The sequence below is a fragment of the Luteibacter sp. HA06 genome, from assembly GCF_054061215.1.
In genome coordinates this window covers 265,523-292,190 of sequence record NZ_JBSSDZ010000001.1, presented here as the reverse complement: position 1 = coordinate 292,190, position 26,668 = coordinate 265,523, and the positions used below count along the sequence as shown (strand labels likewise).

General features: G+C 65.3%; 18 protein-coding genes. 10 read left to right on the top strand and 8 right to left on the bottom strand.

Going from position 1 to position 26,668, the window contains the following annotated elements:
* Positions 1-12 precede the first annotated feature (12 nt).
* Positions 13-2,115, bottom strand: coding sequence for a glycogen debranching protein GlgX (gene glgX, locus ACVWWJ_RS01225; protein ID WP_159891350.1), 2,103 nt, complete (start codon positions 2,113-2,115; stop codon positions 13-15).
* Between the two features lie 152 nt (positions 2,116-2,267).
* On the opposite strand from glgX, the gene ACVWWJ_RS01220 reads away from it, so the two are divergent.
* The 5 genes from ACVWWJ_RS01220 (at position 2,268) to ACVWWJ_RS01200 (ending at position 9,098) form a co-directional block, all read left to right on the top strand.
* A complete protein-coding gene (locus tag ACVWWJ_RS01220) occupies positions 2,268-3,263 on the top strand; it encodes an HlyD family secretion protein (RefSeq protein WP_159891348.1) in 996 nt (331 codons plus the stop codon).
* On the top strand, positions 3,260-4,687 hold the full coding sequence (locus tag ACVWWJ_RS01215) for an efflux transporter outer membrane subunit (RefSeq protein WP_456966480.1): 1,428 nt from the start codon (positions 3,260-3,262) through the stop codon (positions 4,685-4,687). Before ACVWWJ_RS01220 ends, ACVWWJ_RS01215 begins: the two co-directional genes overlap by 4 nt.
* A complete protein-coding gene (locus tag ACVWWJ_RS01210; RefSeq protein ID WP_456966479.1) occupies positions 4,684-6,288 on the top strand; it encodes an MFS transporter in 1,605 nt (534 codons plus the stop codon). The genes ACVWWJ_RS01215 and ACVWWJ_RS01210 overlap by 4 nt, the downstream gene beginning before the upstream one ends.
* A gap of 82 nt (positions 6,289-6,370) precedes the next feature.
* Positions 6,371-6,754 (top strand): DUF2946 domain-containing protein, encoded by a 384-nt coding sequence (locus tag ACVWWJ_RS01205; RefSeq protein WP_456966478.1) that lies wholly within the window; start codon positions 6,371-6,373, stop codon positions 6,752-6,754.
* Between the two features lie 46 nt (positions 6,755-6,800).
* Positions 6,801-9,098 carry a TonB-dependent receptor gene (locus ACVWWJ_RS01200; protein ID WP_456966477.1) on the top strand — a complete coding sequence of 766 codons (2,298 nt, stop codon included), beginning with the start codon at positions 6,801-6,803 and terminating at the stop codon, positions 9,096-9,098.
* Here ACVWWJ_RS01200 and ACVWWJ_RS01195 read toward each other — a convergent pair.
* From ACVWWJ_RS01195 to ACVWWJ_RS01165, 7 genes are all read right to left on the bottom strand, one after another.
* On the bottom strand, positions 9,068-11,065 hold the full coding sequence (locus ACVWWJ_RS01195) for a lanthionine synthetase LanC family protein (RefSeq protein WP_456966476.1): 1,998 nt from the start codon (positions 11,063-11,065) through the stop codon (positions 9,068-9,070). The two genes, ACVWWJ_RS01200 and ACVWWJ_RS01195, sit on opposite strands and share 31 nt — an antisense overlap.
* A 31-nt stretch (positions 11,066-11,096) precedes the next feature.
* Positions 11,097-11,759 carry a class III lanthionine synthetase LanKC N-terminal domain-containing protein gene (locus ACVWWJ_RS01190; protein WP_456966475.1) on the bottom strand — a complete coding sequence of 221 codons (663 nt, stop codon included), beginning with the start codon at positions 11,757-11,759 and terminating at the stop codon, positions 11,097-11,099.
* 85 nt (positions 11,760-11,844) lie between these two features.
* Complete coding sequence (locus ACVWWJ_RS01185) at positions 11,845-11,976, bottom strand: hypothetical protein (RefSeq protein WP_456966474.1); 132 nt, start codon at positions 11,974-11,976, stop codon at positions 11,845-11,847.
* 139 nt (positions 11,977-12,115) lie between these two features.
* The gene (locus tag ACVWWJ_RS01180) at positions 12,116-13,534 is read right to left on the bottom strand and encodes a sensor histidine kinase (protein ID WP_456966473.1); all 1,419 of its coding nucleotides are present in this window, start codon (positions 13,532-13,534) and stop codon (positions 12,116-12,118) included.
* A gap of 10 nt (positions 13,535-13,544) precedes the next feature.
* Positions 13,545-14,921 carry a sigma-54-dependent transcriptional regulator gene (locus tag ACVWWJ_RS01175; RefSeq protein WP_456966472.1) on the bottom strand — a complete coding sequence of 459 codons (1,377 nt, stop codon included), beginning with the start codon at positions 14,919-14,921 and terminating at the stop codon, positions 13,545-13,547.
* A complete protein-coding gene (locus ACVWWJ_RS01170; RefSeq protein ID WP_456966471.1) occupies positions 14,915-17,287 on the bottom strand; it encodes an ABC transporter permease in 2,373 nt (790 codons plus the stop codon). Before ACVWWJ_RS01170 ends, ACVWWJ_RS01175 begins: the two co-directional genes overlap by 7 nt.
* A gap of 65 nt (positions 17,288-17,352) precedes the next feature.
* Entirely contained in the window at positions 17,353-18,084 is a 732-nt protein-coding gene (locus tag ACVWWJ_RS01165) for an ABC transporter ATP-binding protein (RefSeq protein WP_456969641.1), read from the bottom strand.
* Positions 18,085-18,418: 334 nt separating this feature from the next.
* Here ACVWWJ_RS01165 and bglX point away from each other — a divergent pair, with 334 nt between their 5' ends.
* From bglX to ACVWWJ_RS01140, 5 genes are all read left to right on the top strand, one after another.
* Positions 18,419-20,593 (top strand): beta-glucosidase BglX, encoded by a 2,175-nt coding sequence (gene bglX, locus ACVWWJ_RS01160; protein ID WP_456969640.1) that lies wholly within the window; start codon positions 18,419-18,421, stop codon positions 20,591-20,593.
* Positions 20,594-20,657: 64 nt separating this feature from the next.
* Positions 20,658-21,434, top strand: a complete 777-nt coding sequence (locus ACVWWJ_RS01155; protein WP_456966470.1) for a 3-hydroxybutyrate dehydrogenase — start codon at positions 20,658-20,660, stop codon at positions 21,432-21,434.
* Between the two features lie 141 nt (positions 21,435-21,575).
* The gene (locus ACVWWJ_RS01150) at positions 21,576-23,261 is read left to right on the top strand and encodes an alpha/beta fold hydrolase (protein ID WP_456966469.1); all 1,686 of its coding nucleotides are present in this window, start codon (positions 21,576-21,578) and stop codon (positions 23,259-23,261) included.
* Between the two features lie 107 nt (positions 23,262-23,368).
* The gene (locus ACVWWJ_RS01145; RefSeq protein ID WP_456966468.1) at positions 23,369-25,069 is read left to right on the top strand and encodes an alpha/beta fold hydrolase; all 1,701 of its coding nucleotides are present in this window, start codon (positions 23,369-23,371) and stop codon (positions 25,067-25,069) included.
* On the top strand, positions 25,069-26,646 hold the full coding sequence (locus ACVWWJ_RS01140) for an alpha/beta fold hydrolase (RefSeq protein ID WP_456966467.1): 1,578 nt from the start codon (positions 25,069-25,071) through the stop codon (positions 26,644-26,646). Before ACVWWJ_RS01145 ends, ACVWWJ_RS01140 begins: the two co-directional genes overlap by 1 nt.
* Positions 26,647-26,668 lie beyond the last annotated feature (22 nt).

The window sequence follows — 26,668 nt, the reverse complement described above, 5'->3', positions numbered from 1 at the left end:
GGTTCGGGAATCTTAGCCCAGGGCAAGCACCACGAAGCTACGCGGCGGCGCGATCAGTTTGTTGTCCTCGGCGGTCGTGTCGGTCGCCAGGTCGAGATCGGTCGAGAACGCAACTGTCCAGGCGCCCTCCGGCAGTTCGAACTCCACGCCGCCGTCGAACGCGTTGATCAGGATCAGCACGGTCTGGTCGTTACCCCGTTCGCGCACGCCGGACGCCTGGCTGCGGCCGTCTAGCAGGATGCCGATGGAGCGTGCGCGGGGATCGTCCCAGTGCTCCTGCTGCATTTCGCCACCGCCCGGGTTCAGCCAGACAATGTCGCGAACTTCGGCGACATCGTCATAGCGACCGTCGAGAAAGCGAGCGCGACGCAGGATCGGGAAGCGGTCGCGCAGGGCAACCAGTTCGCGAACGGCCGTGGCCAGGCCACCTTCGGTCGGATCGTCGTTCCAGTCGATCCAGCTGATCTCGTTGTCCTGGCAGTAGGCATTGTTGTTGCCATTCTGCGTGTTACCGCGTTCGTCACCCGCCAGCAGCATCGGCGTGCCCTGGGCGAGGAAGAGCGTCGCCAGCAGGTTGCGCGACTGCCGCTGGCGCATGGCACGGATGCCGGCGTCCTTCGTGTTGCCTTCGGCGCCGTGGTTGAACGAGTGATTGTTGCTGGAGCCGTCCTGGTTGTTCTCGCCGTTGGCTTCGTTGTGCTTGTCGTTGTAGCTCACCAGGTCGCGCAATGTGAAGCCGTCGTGCGCGGTGATGAAGTTGAGCGAAGCGTAGGGGCGGCGTCCGCGCTTGTCGAAGAGGTCGGCGGAGCCCGTGAAACGCCGCGCAAACTCGGCGAGTTTGCCGCCCTCGCCCTTCCAGAAGGCACGCACGGTATCGCGGAACTTGTCGTTCCATTCCACCCAGCCCGGCGGGAACTCGCCCACCTGGTAACCGCCGGGACCACAGTCCCACGGCTCGGCGATCAGCTTCACCTGGTTGAGCACGGGATCCTGCGTGCACGAGTCTAGGAAACCGCCGTTCTCGTCGAAGCCGTAAGGCTCGCGTCCGAGAATCGTCGCCAGGTCGAAGCGGAAACCGTCGACATTCATCTCTGTCGCCCAGTAACGCAACGAGTCGTTGACCATCTGCAACACGCGGGCGTTGCTGAGGTTCACCGTGTTACCGGTGCCGGTGTCGTTGATGTAATAACGCTTGTCTTCGGCGAGCCGGTAGTAGCTGGCATTGTCGATGCCCTTGAACGAGAGCGTCGGGCCCATCTCGTTGCCTTCGGCCGTGTGGTTGTAGACCACATCGAGGATGATCTCGAGGCCGGCGCGGTGGTACGCCGCGACCATGTCCTTGAACTCGCGGGGATCGCCGCCCGACATGTATCGCGTTTTCAGCGCGAAGAAGCCAATGGTGTTGTAGCCCCAGTAATTGCGCAGGTCTTTTTCCTGCAGGTAGTGGTCGTCGAGGTAGGCATGCACGGGAAGCAGCTCGACCGAAGTCACGCCGAGGTCGCGGATGTAGTCGATCACCGCGGGCGTGGCCATGCCGGCGAAGGTGCCGCGCACGTTTTCAGGAACATCGGGGTGCCGCATCGTGAAGCCGCGCACATGCGCCTCGTAGATGGCCGTACGCGTCCAGGGCACCGAGGGCTTGCCGAACTCCACCCACTTGTACGACGGGTCGATCACCATCGCCTTGGGCATGAAGGGTGCGCTGTCGCGCTCGTCGAAGCTCAGGTCGCCGTCGGCATGTCCTACCGTATAGCCGTACAGCTCGTCCGCCCAGATCAGGTCGCCGACGATCTGCTTGGCGTAGGGATCGAGGAGAAGCTTGTTGGGATTGAAGCGGTGGCCGTTCTCCGGCTCGTAAGGCCCGTGGACGCGGTAGCCGTAGAGCTGGCCCGGGCCCACACCCGGAACATAGCCATGCCAGACCTCGTCGGTGTACTCGGGCAGGTCGATGCGCCCGGTCTCGTTGCCGGATTCGTCGTAGAAACATACTTCCACGCGCGTACCGTGCGCGGTGAACAGCGCGAAGTTCGTGCCCTTGCCGTCCCAGGTGGCGCCGCGCGGAAACGGGGAACCTTCGCGCACCGGCGAGGCGGCATCGTAACGGGCATCAGGCATGGCGGCGTTCTCGTAGGTGGCCCCAAAGCATGGCTAACCCCGCGACAGGAAAACGTGAGGGACCGCCCGGGCTCGGGATTGCCCGCAGGATTCGCCAAGCAAGTTGGCAACAGCGGTGGCAGCGTGGCGCCGTATTCACGGAGGTTGGCGGGATGAAACACGCGTTACGCATCATCGGGGGCCTGCTGGTGATCGGCGCGCTCGTCATCGTCATTTTCTTCTGGCTGGACCGGACGGAAACCACGACGGATGCCTATGTCACAGGGCGCCTGCACCCTATCGCCCCACGCGTGACGGGCACCGTGGTCGCCCTGCATGTGGACGACAACCAGCATGTGAAGGCGGGCGAGGTACTGCTCGAGCTGGATACCCGCGACTTCGACGTCCGGGTGGAGCAGGCCCACGCCGACATCGATCGCGCCAGGGGGCAGGTCGCCAGTGCGGATGCGCAGATCGTCGAAGCCAATGCCTCGATCGTCGCCGCGCAGGCGAACGTGGAGAAGACGGCCTTCGATCTGAAGCGCAACAGCGAACTGGTTCACGAAACCCCCCGCGGTGTTTCCCAGCAGGAGTATGACGCGGCCAAGGCGGCCGCCGATTCCGCGCGAGCCAACAAGGCCAGCGCCGATGCGCGCAAGGTCGCCGCCACCGCTGCCGCCGAATCGGCCCGGGCCCAGGTGGCCACGGCCGAGGCCTCGTTGCATGACGCCACCCTGGCCTATGGCTACACCAAGGTGCTGGCCCCGGTCAGCGGCTATGTAGGGCGACGCTCCGTCGAGGTGGGTGCGCGGGTCAATGCCGGCCAGACCCTGCTGTCGATCGTCTCCGACCAGGTCTGGGTCGTGGCCAATTTCAAGGAAACCCAGTTGCACGGCATGAAACGGGGCACCGAGGCGCGAATGACCATCGACGCGCTGCCCGATCTGACCTTCATCGGTCACGTGGACAGCCTGTCTCCCGCCTCGGGCTCGCAATTCGCCCTGTTGCCGCCGGACAACGCCACCGGCAACTTCACCAAGGTGGTGCAGCGCGTGCCGGTGAAGATCCTCTTCAGCGACCAGGACCTCCAGCGTTATCGCGAGAGACTGGCACCCGGACTGTCGACCATCGTGAAGATCCGCGTGCCGGAAGGTGGAGCGGCCCCATGATCGGGCGGGCATGCGCACTGGCGCTGCTTGTCGCCGGGCTGGGCGGTTGCGTGGTCGGCCCCGACTACCAGCGGCCGGATACCCCGGTGCCGGCAGCATGGAAGCAAGCGCCCGAGGTGACCGCTGCGCTCCCGGACGACTGGTGGCGGCTGTTCGGCGACGACGAACTGAATCGCCACGTTGCCGCGACACTTGCGGCGAACCAGGACCTGGCCGGTGCGCTGGCACGGTTTGACCAGAGCCGGGCCCTGCTCGGCGTCGCACGGGCAGCCAGATACCCGGATGTTACGTTCGACCCCGCGTACGCGCGCGCGCGTACCTCGGGGACCATCGCCAACCGGTTCCCCTTCCTCGAGACCACCGTGTGGGAAGCGCCCGTCGACGTCGCCTATGAAGTGGACCTGTGGGGTCGCGTGCGGCGGAGTGTGGAGGCGGCCGGTGCCGATCTTCAGAGCAGCGCAGACGCGGTCGCGCAGGTGCGACTGAGTCTGGCCGCCTCTACCGTATCCACCTACCTCTCCCTGCGCAGCAGTGACCGCGAAATCGACGTGCTGTCACGCACGGTCAGCGTCCGCGAAGACGAACTCCGCCTTGCCGACCGTCGGGCGAAAGCGGGCGTGGTGAGCGATCTGGACGGCTTGCGCGCCCGTGCCGAGCTCAGTCAGACGCGAGCCGATCTGTCCGATGCCCGCCGCCGCCGGGACAATCTCGAGAGCGCGCTGGCCGTGCTCGAAGCACGCAACGCGGCGGACTTCAGCGTGGCCCCGATCACGTGGACACCTCATGTGCCCGATGTGCCCGCCGGTCTTCCCTCGACACTGCTCGAGAGGCGGCCCGATGTCGCCAGCGACGAGCGTGCGCTGGCGGCGGCGAGTGCTCGAATCGGCGTCGCCAGGGCCGCTTTCTTTCCCTCGGTAAGTCTTACCGCGTCGGGTGGCTTTGCCAGCCCGAGGTTTGGCGACCTGACGAACAGTGAAAGCCAGATCTGGTCGATCGGCCCGTCCGTGCACCTGCCGATCTTCGAAGGGGGCCGCAATCGCTCCAACCTGGAGGCTGCGCAGGCCGCCTATCTCGGGGCCCAGGCCCGGTGGCGGCAGACCGGCATCACGGCGTTCCGGGAAGTACAGGACGCGCTGTCCGACACGTCGTGGCTGCGCGAACGCGGCGATGCGCTGGACGAAACAGTCGACGCCTCCACAGCGGCGGCGAAGCTCTCCCGTTCACGTTACGACCGCGGTCTGGCCGGCTATTTCGAAGTCGTCGATTCCGAGCGCCAGGCCTTGAACAGCCAGCGTGCGGTGATCGAGAACGACCAGCAGCGACTGCTCGCCGCGGTATCACTGATCAAGGCGCTCGGCGGCGGCTGGAAGGAAGGCGACGCCGTGCCGCGCCAGCCCGAAGCCACGGCGGCGGCATCGCGATGAATGCGACCGTATCCGCTCCCGTCGCACCGGCGGCGGCACCGCCGGCAAACCTGCCCTGGCTGGGCATCGTTGCCGTCCTGGTCGGCGCCCTGGCGACGACGCTCACATCGCGGCTCACGTCCATCGGACTGGGCGACGTGCGTGGCGCCGTGAGCGCCGGGTTCGACGAAGGTGCATGGATTCCGACCGCGTTTTCCGCGTCGCAGATGTTGATCGGACCGCTGTCGGTGTTTTTCGGGCGTGCATTCACGCCACGCCGGGTGCTCCTCGTCGGTTGCATCGTCTACGGCGTCGCTGAATTCTTCATTCCTTTCGCCCCGGATCTGCGCTCGCTCATCCTGCTGCAGTGCCTTGCCGGCCTGGGCTCCGGCACCTTCATTCCGTTGACCGCCGCGTTCATCCTCACCGCGTTACCGAAAAGCCTCTGGCCATGGGGACTGGCGGCGTACGCGATGAACGTCGTGCTCGGCCTGAACCTGGCGTCGACGCTGGAAGGCTGGTACGTAAACCACATCACCCCGGATTGGATCTTCTGGCAGAACACCGTGGTGGCGGTGCCGCTGTTCGTACTTTACTGGTTCGGCTTGCGGCGCCTGCCCATCGATCGCGACTACCTGCGCAACGGCGATTTTCGCGGCATGCTGTTCGGCGGCGCCGGATTCACCTTCATTTTCATCGCGCTGGACCAGGGTGACCGCCTGGACTGGTTCTCTTCCACGCTGATCGTCACCTTGTTCGCACTCGGCGTCATCTGCACCGGCCTCTTTCTTCTCCACGAGTCGATGCTCGACGCACCGAGCGTGGATTTCCGGCTGCTTATCCGCCGCAACGTGTTCCTGCTGATCCTGCTGGTGACGGCGACACGCTTCATGGTCACATCGAGCAACACGCTGGTCGCGAACTACCTGATCCAGGTGCGCGGATTGCGCCCGGAAGAGGTCGGTAACGCGGCGTTGTGGGTGGCGCTTCCCCAGCTGATCATCGCGCCGATCGTCGCGTGGCTGCTCAATCGCGCGGATGCACGCTTCGCGATCGGCACCGGATTCGCCATCGCGGCTGCGGGCTTCCTGCTGGCCACCGGCATCACCTCCGAATGGTCCGAGTCCAATTTCAGTCTTGCCCTCCTGCTCCAGGCCATCGGCGAGACGCTGGAGCTGACGGCGGTGATCTATTTCTTCGGCCACCACGTTGGCCCGGCGGACGGCATCACCTTCGGGGCGATCATCCAGACCGCACGGCTCTTCGGCGGTGAGCTGGGCACGTCGGTCCTGGTCAGTTTCACGCGCAAGGCGGAGCAGTGGCATTCCAACCTGATCGGCCAGCATGTCATCGCTGGCGAACCCATGACGGACGATCGTCTCCTCGCCTACACGCAGGTCTTCAACGCATCCACCCAGGGCACCGGCGCACCGGCCGCGCGAGGAACGGGGTTGTTGGTGAGCGTGGTACGCGGGCAGGCCTACACCCTGTCGATTCTCGACGGTTTTCTGCTTGCGTCCGTGGTCGGCACCCTGGGTGTCGTGCTGGTGCTTTGCCTCAGGGAGCCGCCCGTCCTGGTCAATCCCGCTGCCGTACCGGCCCTGCCACCGGAGAAAGCGTGACACCGTGTCGCATCGCCTTAACGCGGCTTCGTGACATCATGTCTGGACCCACGTCCAGGGTTGAAACATAGGGGACGCCGACGTGCGTCGTGGTCTGGCACGAAACCGCTGGTTGGGCTGGATGGCGCTGGTTGCCGTCTGGCTCACCGTGCTGGCGCCGTCGGTCTCGCGGACCGTGTCGGCCGCCTTCGCGTTTCCGGACCTCGGGGCATGGTGCGAAGCCGTCCCGACCGACCATCACGGCATGGCATCCGGCCACGACGCGGCTGTTCCCGATGACGGTAGCGCGTGCGGCTACTGCACGCTCTTCGCCCAGACGCCCGCGTTGGGTTCGGCCTTTTTTATCGGCCATGCCGTGCCGGTCCCCGGCTACGTCGCCGCCGGGCTCCCGGTCGCGCGCGCCCATGTGCCGGTGGCCATCCTGCACGCCCCACCCCGAGGTCCGCCGGTCGTCGCGCACGCCTGATCGCTCCTGATCCCGCCGTACGCCACCGACCTCCGGACCTATCGCCATGACCCTGCTCCCCAAGGATGGACGCGCCCTTGCGCGTGCCGTCGCCTGCGCCCTTGGCGCCGCTTGCCTGCCCGCGCATGCCAGCGGAAGCCCAGACGATCCTCAACATGCGACCACCCTGCGCGAAGTGCGGGTGTCGGCGGCCAGCCACGGCGCGCCCGTGGACCCCGACCTGCCTGCGGCGGTCGAGACGATCACTGCGGAGAAGCTCGACAACCTCAACGTCATCAACGCCGAGGATGCACTGAAGTACCTGCCGGCCTTCGGTATCCGCAAGCGCTTCACCGGCGACGAGAACGCGACGTTCTCCGTGCGCGGCACCAGTAACCAGCAGAGCGCCCGCGGGTTGGTCTATCTCGACGGCCTGCTGCTTTCCAATCTGCTCGGCAACAACTGGGCCAATCCGCCGCGCTGGTCCATGGCGTTTCCCGAGAACCTGTCGCGCGTCGACGTAATCTACGGCGCCTACTCGGCGCTTTACCCGGGTAATGCGATCGGCGCCACGGTACTGATGACCACGCGCATGCCGGAGAAGCTCGAGGTCACGGGGGACGTACAGGCGTTCACCCAGCACGTGCACACCTACGGCGTCGATCGCGACTACGGCGGCAGCCGGCAGACGGCGACACTCGGCGACCGCGACGGTCGGTTCGCCTTCCTCATCGGTGTATCGCACCTGCAGGCCAATGGCCAGCCCCTCGTGTACGCCACGCAGAACCGCTCGACCATCGCTGGCACGCGAACTCCGGTAACCGGCGCCATTGGCGACACGGGTGCAAACGGTGTGCCGCGTGAGGTACTCGGCGTGAACAGCGAGGGCCAGGAGGCCAGCAGCCAGGACGAGGCGCATGCACGCCTGACCTACGACGTCACCCCCGAGGTCACCGCCGCGGTGACGGCGGGCTACTGGAAGCAGGATCTCACCCACCGGACGCAGACTTTCCTGCGCGAGGCCAACGGACAGCCCGTGTGGTCGGGGCCGGTCACCATCGGTGGCCAGCAATACACGATACCGGCCAACTTCTTCGCGCCGAGCACCCGGCAAAGCCGGAATTATCTCTACGGCCTTTCGCTGGGAACCCATCGCGACAGTGGATGGAATATAGAAGGCCAGGCTTCCTACTTCGACATGGACCGCAACCGCGACCGTGTCGCCAACGCTGTCACGGATACGGGCAGCGGGCTGCTCACCGCGGGCGATGGCAGTCGCTGGCGCACGTTCGATCTTCGCGCCAGCCGTACCCCCGATACCCTTGCGCCGAACACGCATTCGGTGAGCTTCGGTTATCACTTCGACGGCTATGCGCTGGACAACGCTACCTACAATCTCGCGAACTGGCGTAGCGGCGATGCTGGAGCGCTGACCGCATCGAATGGCGGAAGCACGCAGACGCAGGCCGTCTATCTACAGGACGTCTGGCAGCTGACAGATCGCTGGCGTCTGACTGTCGGCGGCCGTTACGAGCAATGGAGGGCCTTCGACGGATCCCGTGCGACAGCGACGGCCACGACCGGTTATCCCGAGCGGAAGGAAACGCATACCTCACCCAAGGCCTCGCTGGCGTTCGATGCCAGCGACAATGTCACGCTGCGACTTTCCGGTGCACGCGCCTATCGGTTCCCGACCGTCAGCGAACTTTTCCAGGGAAGCTTCAACGGCATCGCGCTGATCAACAACGATCCGAACCTGAAACCCGAGAACGACCTGTCACGTGAATTGTCCACGGAGTGGTATCGCCCCAACGGCGTGGCACGCTTCACGATTTACCGCAGCGACACGCGCAACACACTGTTCAGCCAGACCGACACCACGGTGTTCCCGAACGTGACCAGCGTGCAGAATGTCGGGCTGGTTCGCACGCGTGGCGCCGAGGCAAGCTACGACGGTACCGGCGTGTGGTGGTCCGCCTTCGACCTCACCGCCAACGCCGCTTACACGCAGGCAACCACGGTCACCAACGCGCGGAGCCCGTCCTCCGAGGGCAAGCAGTTCTACCGTATCCCTCGTTGGCGGGCGAATGTCATCGGCACGTATCACGCCAGCGAGCGCATCGCCATGACCCTGGCCGGGCGCTATTCAGGTCGTCAGTACAACACGCTCGATCACAGCGACATTCACCCGGACACGTTTGGCGGGGCCAGCGCGTTCCTCACCTTCGACGCGAAGGTGACCTGGAAACTGAGCGAGCATGTAGAGCTCGGCGCAGGCGTGGACAACCTGACCAATCGCCGCTACTACGTGTACTACCCCTACCCTTCGCGCAGTTACCTGGTCGAGGCGAAGTTCCGGCTTTGACGAATCGACGTAGGCAGATGTTCGTCGAGCATGAACGATGCAGGGGTGTCGCGTTGCCAGCGGTCGAAGAAGGAGGCAACGCCGACGCCCCCCGTCGCCAGGTCGCAGCTGATACGCAGCAGTTCGGTGCCGGGCACGGCGAGGCCATCGTCGCGCTGGATGAGGAAGGGCTCGATACCATGCGCAACGCGAAGCGCGGCGTCGCGATAGATCGCGGCGCGCTCCGGCACGTACCGTGCGAGATCGAGAAGCGTCTCGCCGATGCCGGCAAGCCCATCGAAGAGTCCGGGACTGATCGCGTGCCTCCGCAGAATGTCGCCCTCACAGTCGAGCAGTGCATCGCGATAGATGGCGTCGCCCGTGCAGGCAAGAAAACGAGCCAGTACGGAGGCGATCCCCGCCGTGCCGTGGCGAAGGTAAGGGACGGAGGGAAAGGGGCCCACCGACATCGGCCATGTCGCCGCGCCATCCGCGTTGTCACGTCGCTGCGCGAGGTCGAAGGCAAGGCCTGCGGTCGCCGCGCTCATGAAACGTGGCTCGCCGGTGGCCACGTGCAGATGTAGCAGGAAGAGCGCGATGCCGGCTGCACCATGAGCAAGACCGACGGGTTGCTGGTCGCCATCGGGCCAGCGCAGGGAGTCGTCGTCACTGGTGACCGCAGCGAGCAACAACTGCTCTCCTGCCTGTCCGGCGGCGGTCAGGAATTCGGCATCGGCCGTTTCGTGCCAGGCCTTGATGTGCGCCAGCCCCCAGCCTGCAAGGCCTTCGTGCAGTCCCGGACAGGTGCGGGTGGCATCCTCCAGCGATGCGGCGCGCATGAGATCGACGGCACGGCCCGTCTCTCCCGCATCGAACAAAACCCAGGCAATGCCCGCGTCGCCGGACATCAGGCTCGCACCACGATGGCGAGGCTCGTCCAGACCCGCCGAAAGATAGTCGCGCAGCCCCGCCGGCGGCTCTCGCCCACCGCGGAGATACGCGTGCAGGATGCCGGCAGCGCCGTGTGCCACGCCCCACGGATGGCTTTCGAAAACCTCGGGCGCAGCAGGCACGAAGCGGTCGGGCCGGGCGTGCGCCGCCTGTGCCGTGACGTAGGCAAACAGCGCATCCGCGTGAACCGGGGGCAGCGGTGCAACACCGAGGCGGTGTGGAACGGGCGTCGTATCCGGCTCGATATCCGACACGTGCTCACGCAGGGTCGCCATCACCGCGGCGGGGGAAAGCCGGTGCCGCTGGCCGGAATTCAGGAGTTGGTCTATGGCCCGTGCCGCGGCGACCGGGTAGCCCATATCCTCACTCATCCGGTGCGCAAAGCGGGCCGCGGCTGTGCGATCCAGTGGCAGCATGGCGTTGACCGGAATCATCGCAGCGAGCAGGTTGGCGCCAAAGGCGTACACGTCTTCGCTTTGCGCTTCCTCGTGGTCGCCGGGTGCGGGGCGTTCAGAGGCGAAGCCGGGTGTACGCAGGTGTACAGGAAAGTCGAGGCCATCCTCGACCGCCGCCTCCAGATCGATCAGGCGCACGCCGCCTTCGGCATCCACGATGATGTTGTGAAACGACAGGTCGCCGAGCGACACGCCCACGGCGTGGACGCGCTCGATCGCATCGGCAAGACGACTGAATACCTCGACGAGGTCGGTGAGAAACTGGGCGGTATCTTCCCGCGTCGCCTTGGTTTTCAACCAGGGGTAGCGACGGCCCAGCCAACGCCGCAAGGTGTCGCCGCGCAGGTACTCCTCGACCAGGAAGCTGTGTTCCCACTCTTCGAAGTGAGCGACCGGCTGGGGCGCAACACGCAGCGGTGCAAGTCGGCGCAGCAACCGGAACTCCTTTCGCAGACTTGCCTTTGCCGTCTCCAGGTGACCGATGTACGGGCGCGCCTCCTTGATGATCACGCGACGTCCTTCGTCAAGGTCGTCGGCGAGGTACACGCCACCCGCGGCGGAAAATGCCAGTGCTTCATACACGCGGTAGCGACCGCCGCCGAGGAGTACCGCGTCAGGCGCCTGTGCCGGCGGCGGGACTCCGAAGGGGGTCGCGCAGCCATCCGGGAAGCCGGAACCGGGGCGAGCGATCGTCGATTTCGACGGTGTCGTCGGGTCGCCGTAGCAGCCATTCCCGTCGGCCGCCCGCGGACACGCGGAAGGCCGGAACGATTCCGCCGTAGCGATAATAGATGACCTGGGAATCTTCGTAGCGCCGGTCGGTCAGCACGTATGGCCCTACATAACCTGAGAGCGCCGCATGGAGATTGGCAATGACCTGCCGGAAGTCGTCTACGTCGCGCGGGTACACCGTGATGAACTTGCCCGATCCGCTTCGTGGCCAGCGCTTGCCATTGATGGCGGCGAGCATGCCGAGGTCGGCAGGGAACTTGAAAGGCGTGCCCGATCCAGCGAGCGTCGCCGCCGTAATGGAAAGCACGATATGCGCGGTCGGGGCGATCGAGGAAACGTGGATCTTCCAGCCTTGCGCCGGCAGGGCGGAACCGGGCGGACGGCGGTGCATCCAGATGCCCGCGCGGTGGGTGATCCAGGCTTCCGGGAGCACCCTGCCCAGGGGGTCGATGAAGTCACCCTCCTGCACGGAGCGACTGGCGTAAGGTTCGAAGAATTCGCGATCGACCGCGGTGTACTGCAACAGCTGTGCACGTCGTTCCATGTACTGCCACTCTCCCTGCGGACGCGACCCGACAAACGAGACGACCCGGACGCCGTCTCGTTTGCCTTCGCTTACCTGTCGACGACTACTCGGCGAAACCATCCATGTGATAGATCGAGCAGCTGTTGACGCTGCAGGTCGTTGCTCCTTCACCACCATCGTTACGATCCCACATCACATCGGACGCGAGGTTCTGCAGATCGAGTACGTTTGGCATGACCACTCCTTTAGTTCAGCGACGAGATGTGCACCACGCGGTAAGGGCGGTGTGCAAGCCGAATCTAGAGTGCCCCCGGGCGCGGAAACAGTGTCTCCGGCGCACCTCAGACGGACCGACCGACACCGGCGCGGCCCTTCTATCCGACGTGGCCGGTTTCGGTCATCGGACCTGTCCGGAATCGGACGGCATCGTCCGTAATCGGACGTAGCGGCAGACGGACGGTGGCAACCGCGCCGCGCGAGCCGGAGCGAGCGGTCAGGTCCACCGTTCCCGCATGGGCTTCGAGGATCAGGCGAGTAAGCGTAAGGCCGATTCCCGAGCCTTCGGGTTTGGTGGTGAAAAAAGGCACGAAGACGCCGTCGCTCGGAGGCAATCCGATGCCGTCGTCTTCGATCGTCACACGTACGAACCCGCCCTCGACCCGCCAGTCGACGCGAACGCCTCCCCCCGTCTCCAGGGTGGCTTCCACCGCATTGCGCATGAGGTTGATGAAGGCTTGCCCCAGTTGATCTTCGTCCCCGTCGACGGTGACTACCGCGCGACCCAGCACCTCGATCGCCTTTCGTTGATCCAGCCGCGCGCAGCGTAGCAAGGCCGCATCGAGCCGGAACGGCCGCGGCTGCAAAGGCGGTAATCGCGCCAGGCGCCCGTAGCCCGAGAGAAAACGCGTCAGCGAGTGGGCGCGTCGACCGATCACTTCCAGGCCGATACGCAGCTCCTCGTCGATCGTCGCGCGATCGCCTGAATCGAGCAGGGTGGACAGGCTGCCGGCCAGTGAGCCGATCGGCGTGAGTGAATTGTTCAGCTCGTGGCTGAGCACGCGGATGAGCCGTTGCCACGCGCGGCGTTCTTCCTCACTCAGCGTTGCACTCAGGTCGTGAAGCATGACCATGGTGTGCTCCCGGCCGTCGCGGTACAGAACGGCGCGGCGTACCGCCCAGCGGCCGCTCGCCGCGGCGAAACGGTGCGTGAGTATGGCTCCGTCTGCGTTGGCGAGCGGAGCAGCGAGCCCGAGTGTGGCGATGTCGTGCCCGATGATCGCCGTGCGTTCGGCGCCTATCATGCGGCGCGCCGCCGGATTGATAAACGTGAGTCGGCGTTCATCGTCCACGACGAACACAGCGCTGGGCATGGCGATCAGTGTCTTGCCCAGAAAGCGTGACGTCTCGGTACGCTTGCGGCGTCCGTTGCGCAGGTCGTCGGTGAGAAGGTTCACGTCGGTGATCAACCCCTGCAGCAGATCGTAACCTGGCCGCGGCCGACCCCGCAGGGTGTAGTCACCTTCGCGCACGGCCAGGAGCATGTCGAAGACCGTGCCGAGCGTCGTCGCGAGGCGGTTGCCCCCGATCCAACCGACGAGGACCGTCAGCGACAGCCCGCTGCCGATGACGATCGCACGAAGCATCGCCGGGAGATCGCCGGCGAATACCAGCGACACCGCGCTCAAGACGAGTGGCGCAAGAAGCATGGCCACCCAACGCAGCGCCTCTTTCCGAAAAGCGCGGGAGCGATCGCGGGTCGTCGCGCCTGGCCGGTTGAGCAGGAAAAGCCCCATGGCAGTTCCGTCAATCGACGGGTTCGAACCCGCTGCGTACGCGCTGCTTTTCCAAACGGCGATAAAGCGACTGACGTGAGATACCGAGGTCGTCGGCCGAACGCTGCAGGTTGTGATCGTTACGGTCCATTGCATTCCGGATGAGCAGGTCTTCGGCATCGGGCAGGGTCAACCGATCCAGCAACTGCGGTGTATCGCCCGCCTGGCTGAGGTTCAGGCCGGCGACATCCACCTCGTCCCGCTCGGCCAGGAGCACGGCCCGCTCGATCGCATGCTCGAGCTCGCGGATATTTCCTGGCCATGCGTAGGCGCGCAGCGCACGTTCGGCGGATGGCGCGAGGAACATGGCTGCTTTACCGCGACGGTGGCATTCGCGCAGGAGGAAGTGCCGCGATAGGGGGATGATGTCGTCCGCCCTTTCACGCAGGGACGGCAAGCGCATTTGCATCGCGTTGAGACGGTAGAGAAGGTCGCGCCGGAAGCGGTCGCCGCGAATCGCCGCGTCCATGTCCATGTTAGTCACCGAGATGACACGCACGTCTACCCGGTGCGTTCGTGTCGAACCGGATCGCTCCAGCTCGCCTTCCTCAAGCACGCGAAGCAGGGTCACTTGTCGTGTGATCGGGATATTGCCGATTTCCTCGAGGATCAGGCTGCCTCCCTGCGCAAGCTCGAAACGCCCGGGCCGCGGTCGATTCTCGTCGTCTCCGAACATCTCGTCGGCGAAGCGCGATTCGGGAAGGCTGCCCATGTCCACGCGGATCACCGGACCTTCCGCGCGGGACGACATGGCGTGTATCTGGCGGGCCAGCAGTGATTTACCCGTACCGTTCTCACCAAGAATGAGCACGTTGGCTTCGCCTGCGGCTATGCGGGCGGCGAGCTTCATCACCTCTCGCATGGCCGACGATTCCCATGTGCGTAGTACATCGCTGGCCTCGCGGCCGAGGGCCACCTCCGCGCGCAGGCGCCGGTTCTCCTGGGACATCTCCCGCTGCGCGATCTGGCCGCGCACGGTTTGCAGGATACGTTCGTTGCTCCATGGTTTCTCGACGAAGTCCGCCGCCCCCCGCTGCATGACATGGACAGCGAGGTCCACGCTTCCCCACGCCGTCATCGCCACAATCGGCAGGTCGGGCGCATCCTCACGGAGGCGTGCGATAAGTTCGAGACCTTCGTGCCCGGAGGTTGTATCACCGCTGTAGTTGAGATCGAGCAACGCACAGGAAAAATCGCTGCGTGACGCGGCTTCCAGGGCGGCGGCGGGCGACGTAACTCCCACCGAAGCGATACCCACCGAACGAAGCAGGACACGAAGCGACACAAGAACGTCCGCCTGATCATCGACGATGAGCACGGGGAGGGAGATGTCTGGCCGGTTCACCATGATCGGGGCATCGTGTTGCGGCTGTGACGTCGCGACGACGTGGCACGATCACCACCGAGGATGTTGACGGGTCTCACGGCGACGGCGCGCAGGGTTGGCACGGCCAACGCACCGATGGCCGACACGGTCATCACGAGGGCTACTGCGGTAGCTACTGCGGTATCGATCCTGCCGAGTCGAAGCGCCGAGCGCTCCAGTTCCTCTCCCAGTGCACCTGCCGCGAGCAAGCCGAGCGCGATACCGGGCGTCGCCATGCTGATGCCGCGGGACAGGTTGTGTCCGAGCAGATCCAGCGGAGTGCCGCCCAGCGCTTCGCGCAGCGTGGTGTCTCGCCGGCGGCTGCTCATTTCCAGGGCTTGTGCCGCGTAAAGACCGACACACGCCAGCGACAACGCCATGACGGAAAAGATCGCACTCAGAACGGCGTTTCGTCTGGCTTCGGCCGTCGCGTCGAGGGCGACGTCACGGAGCGGATGGAGGCTCCCGGCCGCCAGACCGGGCGCGGCCTCCCCGATCATCGCCTGTATGGCGACGTGTGCGGACACGAGGCTTCCACTCCCACGCACGACGAGATAGGTTGCTACGAGGCGTCGCATGAACGTGTAAGTGCTGGCATCGACCTGGGAGAGGGCGACGAAGACGGTTGGCTCGGCGGGCCGCTCCGCGCCAGCGGCATGCGTGTCGGCGACGACGCCGACGATGCGCAGCGGCCGGTTCGTGGCAAGGCGTGACGCGGGAATAACCAGCGCGCCGAGCCCGCGGCGATCGATCCGATCCAGATAGGCCTGGTTGACGACCGCCACACCCTGCGTCGCTGCGCTGTCCGTCGTACGGATGTCGTGGCCGGCGATCAGCGACAGCCCCATGGCGCCGACGGTACCCGGGGAAACCAGTGCATAACGCAGGTAGGACGTACCGCCGTCGGGCCGGCGGAACGGCATGAAGAAGCCTGGCCCGACCGGTAACGTGGTTACAACGGCCGCGGCGTCGATACCCGGCTGCCGCATCGCGGCGCTGCGGATCGCCTCAGTCGCTCGATGAACGTCGTTCGGAGTCGGAAACTGGTCTGGGTCGGGGTTGATCTCGACGAAGCTCGCGCCCGTAGCATGGAACCCCAAGGGAATCTGCGTCGCGCGCCACAGTCGGCACGCCGTCGCTACGCCCAGGGCAAGCAGTAGCGTTGCGATCGCGGTTTGCACCAGCACCAGGTAGCGCCGCGTTCGACGTCCCAGGCCCGCGGGTGACGTACCGCCGGAAGCGAACAGGGTGCGAAGGAGGCGGGTCGGGCTTGCGTGCACGAGACCGAGCGTCGCCGACGCCGTGGCCACGACAAGGGAGGCGCCGCCCGTCGTAAGGTTTACACGCCAGTCCAGATCGATCGGCGACGCCGAGATGAGCCAGGCTGCCGGGATGTAGTTGCGAACCACCATGACCAGCGCGTGGGCGATCGGCAGGGCGAGTATCAGTGCACACGTGCCGATGGCCACGACGTCGGCGATCATTGGCAGCATGGGGCGCCAACCCTTCCCCCCGAAAGCCGTCATGAGGCATGTTTCATGGGTGCGCCGCAGTGCGCGCGACAGCATGATATTGGACAGATTAACGCCGGCGACCGCAAGCACCAGCAGTGCCCCCGCCATGAAAAGAAGCACGACAGGGCGCGCCTTGTAGGTCAGGACGCGAGCGATCGGCACGGCTTCGTAAACCGGGGCGCAGTGACAATCCGCGCGTGCCGGCAAGGCGCTCGCCGACAACTTTTCCTGCATCCATGGCGCAAGGCTTTCGGCGGATACGCCCGGTGCGAGCCGTGCAAAAGCAACGATATTCGCCGCACTGTTCCGGGAAGGGCCCGTTGATCGGCGGGGAAGGAGCATGTCGGTGTCGGCAAACAGCCGGTACTCCGGTGGAAGCACGCCGCGCACCCTCATGGCCTCGCCATCGACTGTCACGAAACGACCCACCACTTGCGGGTCACCCCCCATCGATCTCCGCCAGAACGTGTTTGAGAGCATGACGCTGTGGGCGAACGCGATCGATGGATCGTCCGGCAGGACCGACCCGATGCCCATCGTGGGTAGGAAACCCTCGTCGACCCGCTGGGCACGCACTAGGCTCTCGTTATTCCCCGATCGCACGTTGACCGATTCCGGGAATTGAGCCGCGCCTCGGGAGATGACACCCGGAGGAAGGCCGAGGATGTCGTACGCCATCGGTGACGCTGCGCGGCTGACAGGATCGCGGTCCTGTTCGCCGTACATGACGAGGCTCGCATCGTGCGGGAACGGCGGCGATCCAAGCAGGCATTCGGCCACCGTGAGCGCGGCCGCGAAGGCAGCCAGGCCGATCGCAAGTGTTATCGACGCCAACGGCAGGAATCCTCGGGGAAGCCAGAGGTTCCTCCAGGTTCGCGCCAGGACGGAAAGCGATCGTCTCACGGGAACGACTCCGTGCTTCGGCGCTCGTCGAGACCCGCCTCGGCTTCGCGCTGACGCTGGCGAAACGTCGTCTCGTCGATGACACAGCCGTCGAGCAGGCGCACGGTGCGATCGGCGACGCCGCTGAAACGCTCATCGTGGGTGACCATGCAGATCGTCCGCCCCGAAGCGTGCAGCCGGCTGAGCAAGGCCATCACCGTCTCGCCGTTGCGGAAATCGAGGTTTCCGGTCGGCTCATCGGCGAGGAGGATAGCCGGCTCACCCGCCAAGGCGCGGGCCACGGCGACACGTTGCTGCTGCCCGCCCGAAAGCTGATCGGGATAGTGGTGCATGCGATGGGCCATGCCGACGTCAGCCAGCGCACTGGCCGCACGGTCCGCACGCTCACGGCGACTCATGCCATCGCGAAAGGATAGGGGCAACTCGACGTTCTCGGCGACGGTCATGTCGTCGATCAAGTGAAATGCCTGGAATACGAAGCCGATGTGTTGATTGCGCAGGCGCGCCAGCGCACTCCGACCCAGACCGGCTATCGGCTGGCCGAGAAAACGGAACGTCCCGTAAGTCGGCACGTCCAGCACGCCCATCAGCGAAAGCAGGGTGGTCTTCCCGCAGCCGGAAGGTCCAGCAATGGAGACGAACTCACCGCGACGAACATCGAGGTGTATGTCGCTCAGGACATGAACCTCCATCGCACCAATGTCGAACACCTTGCCGATGCCGGTCATCTCGATGACAGACGGAGCGAGAGCAGGTTGCACGTCACACCTCAGCTCACTGAACCCCGTTCGACGATTGTGACGCGGGCGTCGGACGCGTGCGGAGGAGCCGTTCATCTTTTGCCGGAAACGCTTCGTGATAGGTGCTTGCCGGCTGAAAAGCGGGTAAGTGCTTACCGTTGCGCAGCGCTCGCCGCCGGATAGCGCATCCTTTGCGTCCCAACGCCGTAAACGTTTACATGTAACGTCATTTACATGCCCACTTGGGGCACCGATGCCGGTATCCTTGCCCGCTTACGGCGCCGGAACGCGCGCCGACCGTTTCCAGGGCAAGACCACCATGATCCGTAACCCCCGCATCGAAGACCTACTGGCCCGCATGACCGTCGAAGAAAAGGTCGGCCAGTTGGGCGTGTTCGCCGATGCCGTCCGCCCGTTCGCCCCCGATATCAACCCCGAGGCCAATGCGCTCGGTGCGGCCGAGGTGCTCGAGCAGATCCGCGCGGGCCGCGTGGGCGCCCTGTTCAATGGCGTGGGCGCTGCGGAGGGCCGCGAGGCCCAGCGCGTAGCGGTGGAAGAAAGCCGGCTGGGCATTCCGCTGTTGCTCGGCGCCGACGTCATTCACGGCATGCGCACCGTCTTCCCGATTCCTCTTGGCGAAGCGTCGACCTTCGAACCGGACCTGGCAGAACGCACCGCACGCGCCACCGCCATCGAGGCCACGGCCGCCGGCATCCACTGGACCTACGCACCCGCCGTGGATATCGCACGCGACCAGCGTTGGGGTCGCGTCGCCGAGGGCGCCGGCGAGGACGTCGTCCTTGGGTCGGCGTTCGCCGCAGCGCGAGTGCGCGGCTTCCAGGGTACGGACCTCACGGCGAACGACTCCCTGCTTGCGACGCCGAAGCACTTCGCCGCGTACGGCGCTGTCGCCGGCGGGATGGAATACAACTCCGTCGACATCGCACCGCAGACCCTGCGCGACGTCCATCTTCCGCCGTTCAAGGCCGCGCTCGATGCCGGGTCGCTTACGTTCATGAGCGCGTTCAACGACATCAACGGCGTGCCGGCCTCGGCCAATCGCGAACTCATGACCGACATCCTCCGGGGTGAATGGGGTTTCGAAGGCTTCGTTGTTTCCGACTACACGGCCGACATGGAACTGACCGCCCACGGCTTTGCGGAAGATGAGCGCGACGCCTCGCGCCTCGCCTTCCTTGCCGGCGTGGACATGAGCATGCAAAGCGGCTTTTATGCAGCCCACCTGCCCGACCTGGTCGAGAAAGGCGACGTGCCCATGGCAGTACTCGACGAAGGCGTGCGTCGCGTACTGAACGTCAAGCATGCGATCGGCCTGCTGGACAATCCCTACCGCTCGCTCGATCCCGCCGTGGAAGCCGACACGTCGAAGAACGCCGAACATGCCGCGCTCGCTCGCGATGGTTCGCGTCGCTCCATCGTGATGCTTAAGAACGACGGCGTACTGCCACTTCGCAAGCATGGCCAGCGCATCGCGTTGATCGGCCCCTTCGGCGCGGATGTCGACAACCTTGAAGGTTGCTGGACCCTGTTCGGCGACAAGACCCGCCACGTGAACATCGAGACCGGCCTGCGCGATGCACTCGATGACGGTGCCCTGCTTGAGGTCGTTGCGGGTAGCGGCATCGAAGACGCGCTCGAAGGAGGCATCGACGATGCCGTCGCGGCAGCGAAACGGGCGGACGTCGTCCTGCTCGCCATCGGCGAGCCGCAGGTGTACTCCGGCGAAGCCCAATCGCGCACGCAAATCATCGTACCGCCGGCGCAGCAAGCCCTGGCCGAGGCCGTGGCGGCGACGGGAAAGCCTGTCGTGGTGCTGCTCAAGAACGGTCGTGCGCTGGCTCTTACTGGCGCGGTGCGCGAGGCCAGCGCCATCCTCGTGACCTGGTTTCTCGGCAGCCAGACCGGCCCCGCCATCGCCGACGTCGTGTTTGGCGACTACAACCCGGCCGGTCGCCTGCCTGTCAGCTTTCCGCAGGACTCCGGGCAGCAACCGTACTATTACAATCACCTGCGCACCGGTCGTCCTGAACTCACCGACCAGCCGCCCGCGTTCAAGGCACGCTATCGCGAGATCACCTTCGAGGCGTTGTATCCCTTCGGGCACGGCCTCAGCTACACCACGTTCGGCTACTCCGCGCCGATGGTGCAGCGGCAGGTCGGGTGGGACGAAACCATCGTGGTCAGTGTCACCGTGACCAACACGGGCGACATAGCCGGCGAAGAAGTGGTGCAGTTGTATATCCACGATCGCGTTGCCAGTCGTGTCAGGCCGGTGAAGGAACTCAAGGCCTTCCGCAAGATTCTTCTTGCCCCGGGCGCATCCGAAGAGGTGTCGTTCGAACTGACCCGCAAGGATCTCGCATTCACCCATCGCGACGCGAAAACGTTCGAAGCCGAGCCGGGCGAGTTCCAGGTATGGATCGCAGGATCATCAGCCGGCGGTGACGCTGCCTCGTTCGTGCTGCTCGCTCCCTGATCGGTCATCCGCCGGGCCTGCCCTGACGCGCATAATTGCGGGGCCTTTCATCGGAACCCCGCACATGCACGCACTCAATGGGAAAGTCGCCCTCGTCACGGGCGCAGCGAGCGGTATCGGCCGCGCCATCGCCACGGCCTACGCGAACGCGGGTGCGATCGTTGCAGTCACTGATATCGACGGCGCCAAGGCCGACGACGTGGCCACCGAGATTGGCGGCGGCGCGATCGGGATGGCCATGGATGTGACCGATGAGCGACAGGTCGACGAGGGGTTCGCGCGTGTCCTGCGTGACGCGGGCGCGGTAGATATCCTGGTGAGCAACGCTGGCATACAGATCATCTCCCCGCTGGTCGACCTCTCGTTCGCCGACTGGAAGCGCATGCTTGCCATCCATATGGATGGCGCCTTCCTGACCAGCCGCGCCGCCATGCGTCAGATGATCGCCACCGGTCGCGGTGGTTCGGTCATCCTCATGGGGTCAGCGCATTCTCACGTCGCTTCGAAGTTCAAGGCTCCTTACGTCGCGGCGAAGCACGGCTTGCTGGGTCTCGCGCGGGTTATCGCAAAAGAAGGCGCGAAGGACAACATCCGGTCGAACGTCATTTGTCCCGGCTTCGTCCGCACGCCCCTGGTCGAGAAACAGATTCCCGAACAGGCACGGGAATTGGGCATCAGCGAGGAAGACGTCATCCGCAACATCATGCTGCGCGACACCGTAGATGGCGAGTTCACTACGTTGTCGGATATCGCCGATACCGCGCTCTTCCTGGCGGGCTTCGAATCCAATGCGCTCACCGGGCAGTCGCTCCTGGTAACGCACGGATGGCACATCCAGTAGCGCTGGCGCACGGGCTTTCGGTCGGGCCGGACCTACAAGCAATCCGCTGAAGCGCGCGCTTGATCGTGCCGTCCGCCGATACGATCACCGGTGTCGATCGCTTAGTTTCGTGGGCCCGTCTACCCACGAGATCCCTACAGCATGCCCATGCTCCCACGCTCGCTCGTGGCGATCGCCGCGCTCGCCATCCTGCTGCTCCCCGACAGGGCCATCTCGACTCCCGCCGTCGTCGTGGCTTGGGGGCCGTGCCCTGGCAGCTGGGTGGGGTCAGCCACCGGCACGCTCGATGGTCGCCTTCTATGCGCCACCATGAAAGCGCCCCTCGATCATGTCGCGCCAGACGGACGCGAGATCGATGTGGGAGTGGTCCGCATACGCGCCGCCGTCCCGGCGCAGCGCGAAGGCGCCCTTTTCTTTCACATGGGCGGCCCCGGCTTGCACCCCGGGAAGTTGCTTCGACTCATCGGCGAGGCCTGGTCACGCATGAGTGCGGACCGCCCGAACGAGCGAGACAAGCGCAGCCTCTCGGAGCGCTACGACTTCGTTGCCGTCATCCCTCGCGGACTTGTCGGCAGCGGCGCCCTCCGCTGTGCCAGTGACCTGCCACCCGCTCCCACACACGCCTTCCTTCCCACGCATCCCGGTGACGCCAACTGGCAACTGGCGGTCAATGGTGCCAGAGCAACGGCCGAGGCCTGCCACGCGCCGGCGCAGGCACGCTACGTCAACACCGAACAGCACGTGCATGACATGGACATGGTGCGCCGGGCCCTCGGCGACGAACGCCTGCATTTCTACGGCATTTCCTACGGGGGGATGGTGGGAGCCTGGTATGCGTCGATCTATCCGACACATACAGGGCGCCTTCTCCTCGATTCCACCATGGACATCATGCACGGGTATCGCGCGGCCGGCGTGCTGGCCCTGAAGGCAAGGCAACGCGTTTTCAATGCAGACGTGGTCGCACCGTTGTTACGCGATCCTGCGTCCTACGGACTCGGCGAGAGCCGCAATGCCATCGCCACCGCCATCGACAATTTTCCCGCACCGGCACGCGAGGCCTGGTCGAAGCAACTGAATTCGCCAGAGCGCCTCGCTGCGGCGCTGCGCCTGGTGGAATGGCTGGGCAGCGAGCGGCCGCCGTCGGTCGAGGCCATGAGGCGGCTCGTCGAGCGCACGAGGTTCAGTAGCGACCACGGCCTCGATCGACGCATCCGTAGGGAAGCCGACTTCCTGGCGCCGTCGTTGTATGCCGTGTCCGCCACACCCGCAACCACCGAGTTGGACGCGGAAGGGGACTTCACGCGCGTGGCCACGGGTTGCAGCGACGTCGAGTGGCCACGGAGCGAAGCCGAGATTCGGGAATCCTCGCGCCGCTATACCGCCTTGTACTTCGATTTCAATGGAGACGAAACGCTCGAGGAACTCACCTGCTCGTCCTGGGGCGGTCCGAGCGCTCGACGGCCGAGCCTCGCAGGACTCGGGCAGGTAGAGCCGTTTCTCTTGATACAGGCCGAGAAGGACACGTCTACGCCACTGGCAGGCGCAAGCCATATCCTCGACGCGTTCGACAACGCGCGGATGCTCCTTGTCCGCGATTCCAGCGTGCACGGCCTGTTCAATTTCACCACGTCGTCTTGTATAGAGCGAACGGCAGCCCGTTATCTGCTCACGGGGACGCTGCCAGGGCTGGCCTCGCGAGCGTTCTCTTGCGACGACGCCTTCATCAACCCTGTCAACGCTCTGCCCGGCGGCCTCCCCTCGCCCACGGTCGAGCCCACCCCCATCGACCGACCTTCCGTGCCAGCGGGTCACGACGAGTTCTGAGAACGGCGCGAGAGGAGGCGAAAGCCCACGCACGCGGTCGCCGTGCGCCGCTCCCGGCGGAGTAGCAGTCGACCTACCGTGGCTCTCCCTTTTCCAGGAGAGTCACGATGAAGAAGCGAGGCACGCTCGCCGCATTGACCGCACTGCTGTGGCACGGCGCAGCTCCCGCCCAGGATGCCAGGGACTGGCACCTCCCCGAGTTGTTACCCGCAACCATCGACTGGAGCGCGTGTTCGCCATCGCTTGTTCAGGAAGGCGCCTTTCGGCTTGGTGAACGACTTCGCTGCGGCACCATGGGGGTGCCGCTCGATCACCGTCGTCCCGAGCTAGGCAGCATCGATGTCGCCCTGATCCGCGTCACTGCCAGCAATCCGGCAAAGCGGCAAGGTGCGATTTTCTTCAATCCGGGCGGCCCGGGTGAAACTCCGATGCGCTACCTCCCGGCACTGGCCCAGTATTGGGGCGATGCTTATCGGGATCATCCCGTCCACGGCACGAAGAAGGATCTCGCCGAGCAGTTCGACCTGATCGGCGTCGTGCCGCGCGGTCTGGAAGGTGGCACGCGCTTCGCTTGTACCTCGCAGGACGAGGCGACGCAACCCAGAGACATCGTTGCGGATACCTCGTCGGCGAACGTCGAGGTGATGGAACGCTACATGCGAGCCATGGCCTCTGCCTGCCATGAGAATGTCCTCTATCGATTCATCAATACCGAGCAAACCACCTATGACCTCGAAGTCGCCCGGCGAGCATTGGGCGAACCTCGTCTGCATTACCTGGGCTATTCGTACGGTGCATGGCTCGGCAGCTGGTATGCAGCGACTTTTCCTGACCACGTCGGTCGCATGGTCCTCGATTCCAGCATGGACTGGACAGCGGACTGGAACACCAACATCACCCGTAGCAAGCTGGCCTCCCAAGCCAGGTTCGATCGCCTCGTCGGCGAGACCGCCGCGAGGCGCCCCGGACGCTACCAGCTCGGTGGGGACGTCGCCTCCGTCGTCGCCCATGTCGAGGCGCTGACCTATCCGGTCCGACAAGCATGGGGCGGGTTCTGGAAAACACCTGAGAACCTGTTGGGTGCCGTCGCCGTATCGGACTGGTTGCGGCTCGACCCCAGCATGAGCTTCAAAGCGGTCACCGCACGCATGCGCCTGCACCGGTTCCACCGAAACGATGCGATCGACGCAGAAGTGCGCCGCGACACTCTCAGCCATGCCTGGCGACTATTTCCAGGGACGCACCAACCCGAGTCCTTTCGCATGGACCCGATGGACTCCGTGTATGCGGCCGTCATGTGCAACGACATGCCGTACAACGGGAATGCGGTCCATCACCAGGCGCGAATCGCGAGGATAGCCCGTGCCGCCCCCGCAGCGAACGGCCTCGGCCTGGAATACCACTGCGCGTTCTGGGGAGGACCACAGGCCATGCGCCCGCCCCTGAGTCGGATGAGCGCCGCCGGCGACATCCTCATGGTGCACGCTTCGCTCGATCCAATGACGCCACTCCAGAGTGCGACCGCCGCCCTCGAGCGCACGCCGACGGCACGCCTTCTGGTGGCCGAGGGCATTGATGAACACGGCGTCTTTGGTTTCACGGATTCCGGGTGTGTCGAGCACACCGTTGGGCGTTATCTGCTCACCGGCATCCTGCCCGCCGGACGCGAGATCCGCTGCGCCGCGATTCCGGGGGCACACGGCGGGCCGGCGCCTGGCTTTGCGCGTCCCGGTCATGTTGCCGCATTGCGTTCCGAACTCTCCGGCATGCGATCCACCTTTGCCCGGCTGGGAGGGACTCTCCCGTGATGAAAGCCCTGCTTCCCCTACTCCTCGCCGCGGCTTCCGCCACCCCCACCTCATCACTCGCTGAAACCGTATCTCCGCTCGCCTGGACATCCTGTGGAACGGATGAACACCTTCCGAACGCCGTCGCCGCACGCACCGAATGCGGCACATTGGTCGTGCCTCGCGACTACGGCAATCCCACGGCTGGCACGCTGGCTCTCGATGTCGTGCGGGTCGTCGCGAACAGCGAGCGCGGTGCTCGTCACGATGGTGTGCTGCTCCTGGAGCCGGACGAATTCGCGAGCAGCGCCATCCGAGCGGTTCAGGGCACGGCAGCCATGTGGCTTCACGGCAATGAAGCCTGGCGGAATGTCAGTCGGCGGCTCGACGTGGTTGGCCTGGCTCAACGCCGCATGGATGAGGCCGAAGGACATGATTGTCTCTCAGCGACATCGGCGCTGCCCCGGCCCGCCGCACTGGGCACCGTGGTAACGACACCGAACTTCGTCATGGCAGAGGGGCTGGCCCTGGCTATCGCCACGGCCTGCCAGAACGATCCGATGCACACGCACGTTGGCGTCCGGCGCCGCATCGAGGACGTAGATCGGCTGCGGGAAGCACTGGGACAACCTCGTCTGCATCTGCTTGGCGTCGGTCGCGGGGGCTGGATCGCCACGCGATACGCGGAGCGATATCCACAGAACGTGGGGCGCATGCTGCTCGACAGCAGTTGGGACATCGACGGGTCGGTCGCCGAAGCGATGGAAGCGCGTGTCGAAGAACGTGGTCGCACGCTCCGTCGCGTTATCTCCCAGGTCGTCGGCACGCCCCACCGTTACGGCTGGGGCGCCGAGGCCGCCCCTATCCATCGACGCATCGCACAACTGCCGGATTGGGCACACGCTGCATGGGCCACGCACGTCCGCGATGTGGCCGATCTGCTGGCGCTTCTTGGCATGGGTCGCTTGCTCGAGCGCGACCCGGCGCTGACGACCCAGGGTCTTCGCGATGCGCTCGCAACCACACGCCTGTCCACCGGCGATGAAGACGAGGCGGCGGCCCTCGCTTCGGCTAACCGCTTTCTCGACGGAGTCGACGCCGGGCGCTTTACCGACGCATCCGGATTCGGCTCGCGTGCCGCGAGCAGTTCACCTGCACAGCTGGCGACCGCCTTCGCCACACGCTGTAACGATGGTCGATGGGGTGGACAGCAACGGTATTGGCGCCAGCGTACCCGTGAGTTGCACGAGGCATGGCCCTCCAGTGTCGGTAACGAGACATTCCAGGGCATGGTCTGCAGCAAATGGCCAGGCAACTCGGGGGAAGCCCGGGTGCCGGTGCTCAACACGGCGCCCTCTTTCCTCATGGTGCATGCCGAATTCGACGAGGAGGCTCCGCTGCGCAATGCGGTCATGGGGCTTCATGGTCATGCGAAGGCACGCATGGTGATCGCCCGCGGCTTGCGGGCACACGGCGTCGCCACGCGCCACGACCGACCGTGTGTCTCCGAGATCACCGGCCGCTTCCTCGCCGACGGCGTCGTGCCCGATGCCAAGCTGATCAACTGCGCGCTTCCCGAGCCGACGTCGGCGCCGTGATGCGCTGACTTTATCCGTCATT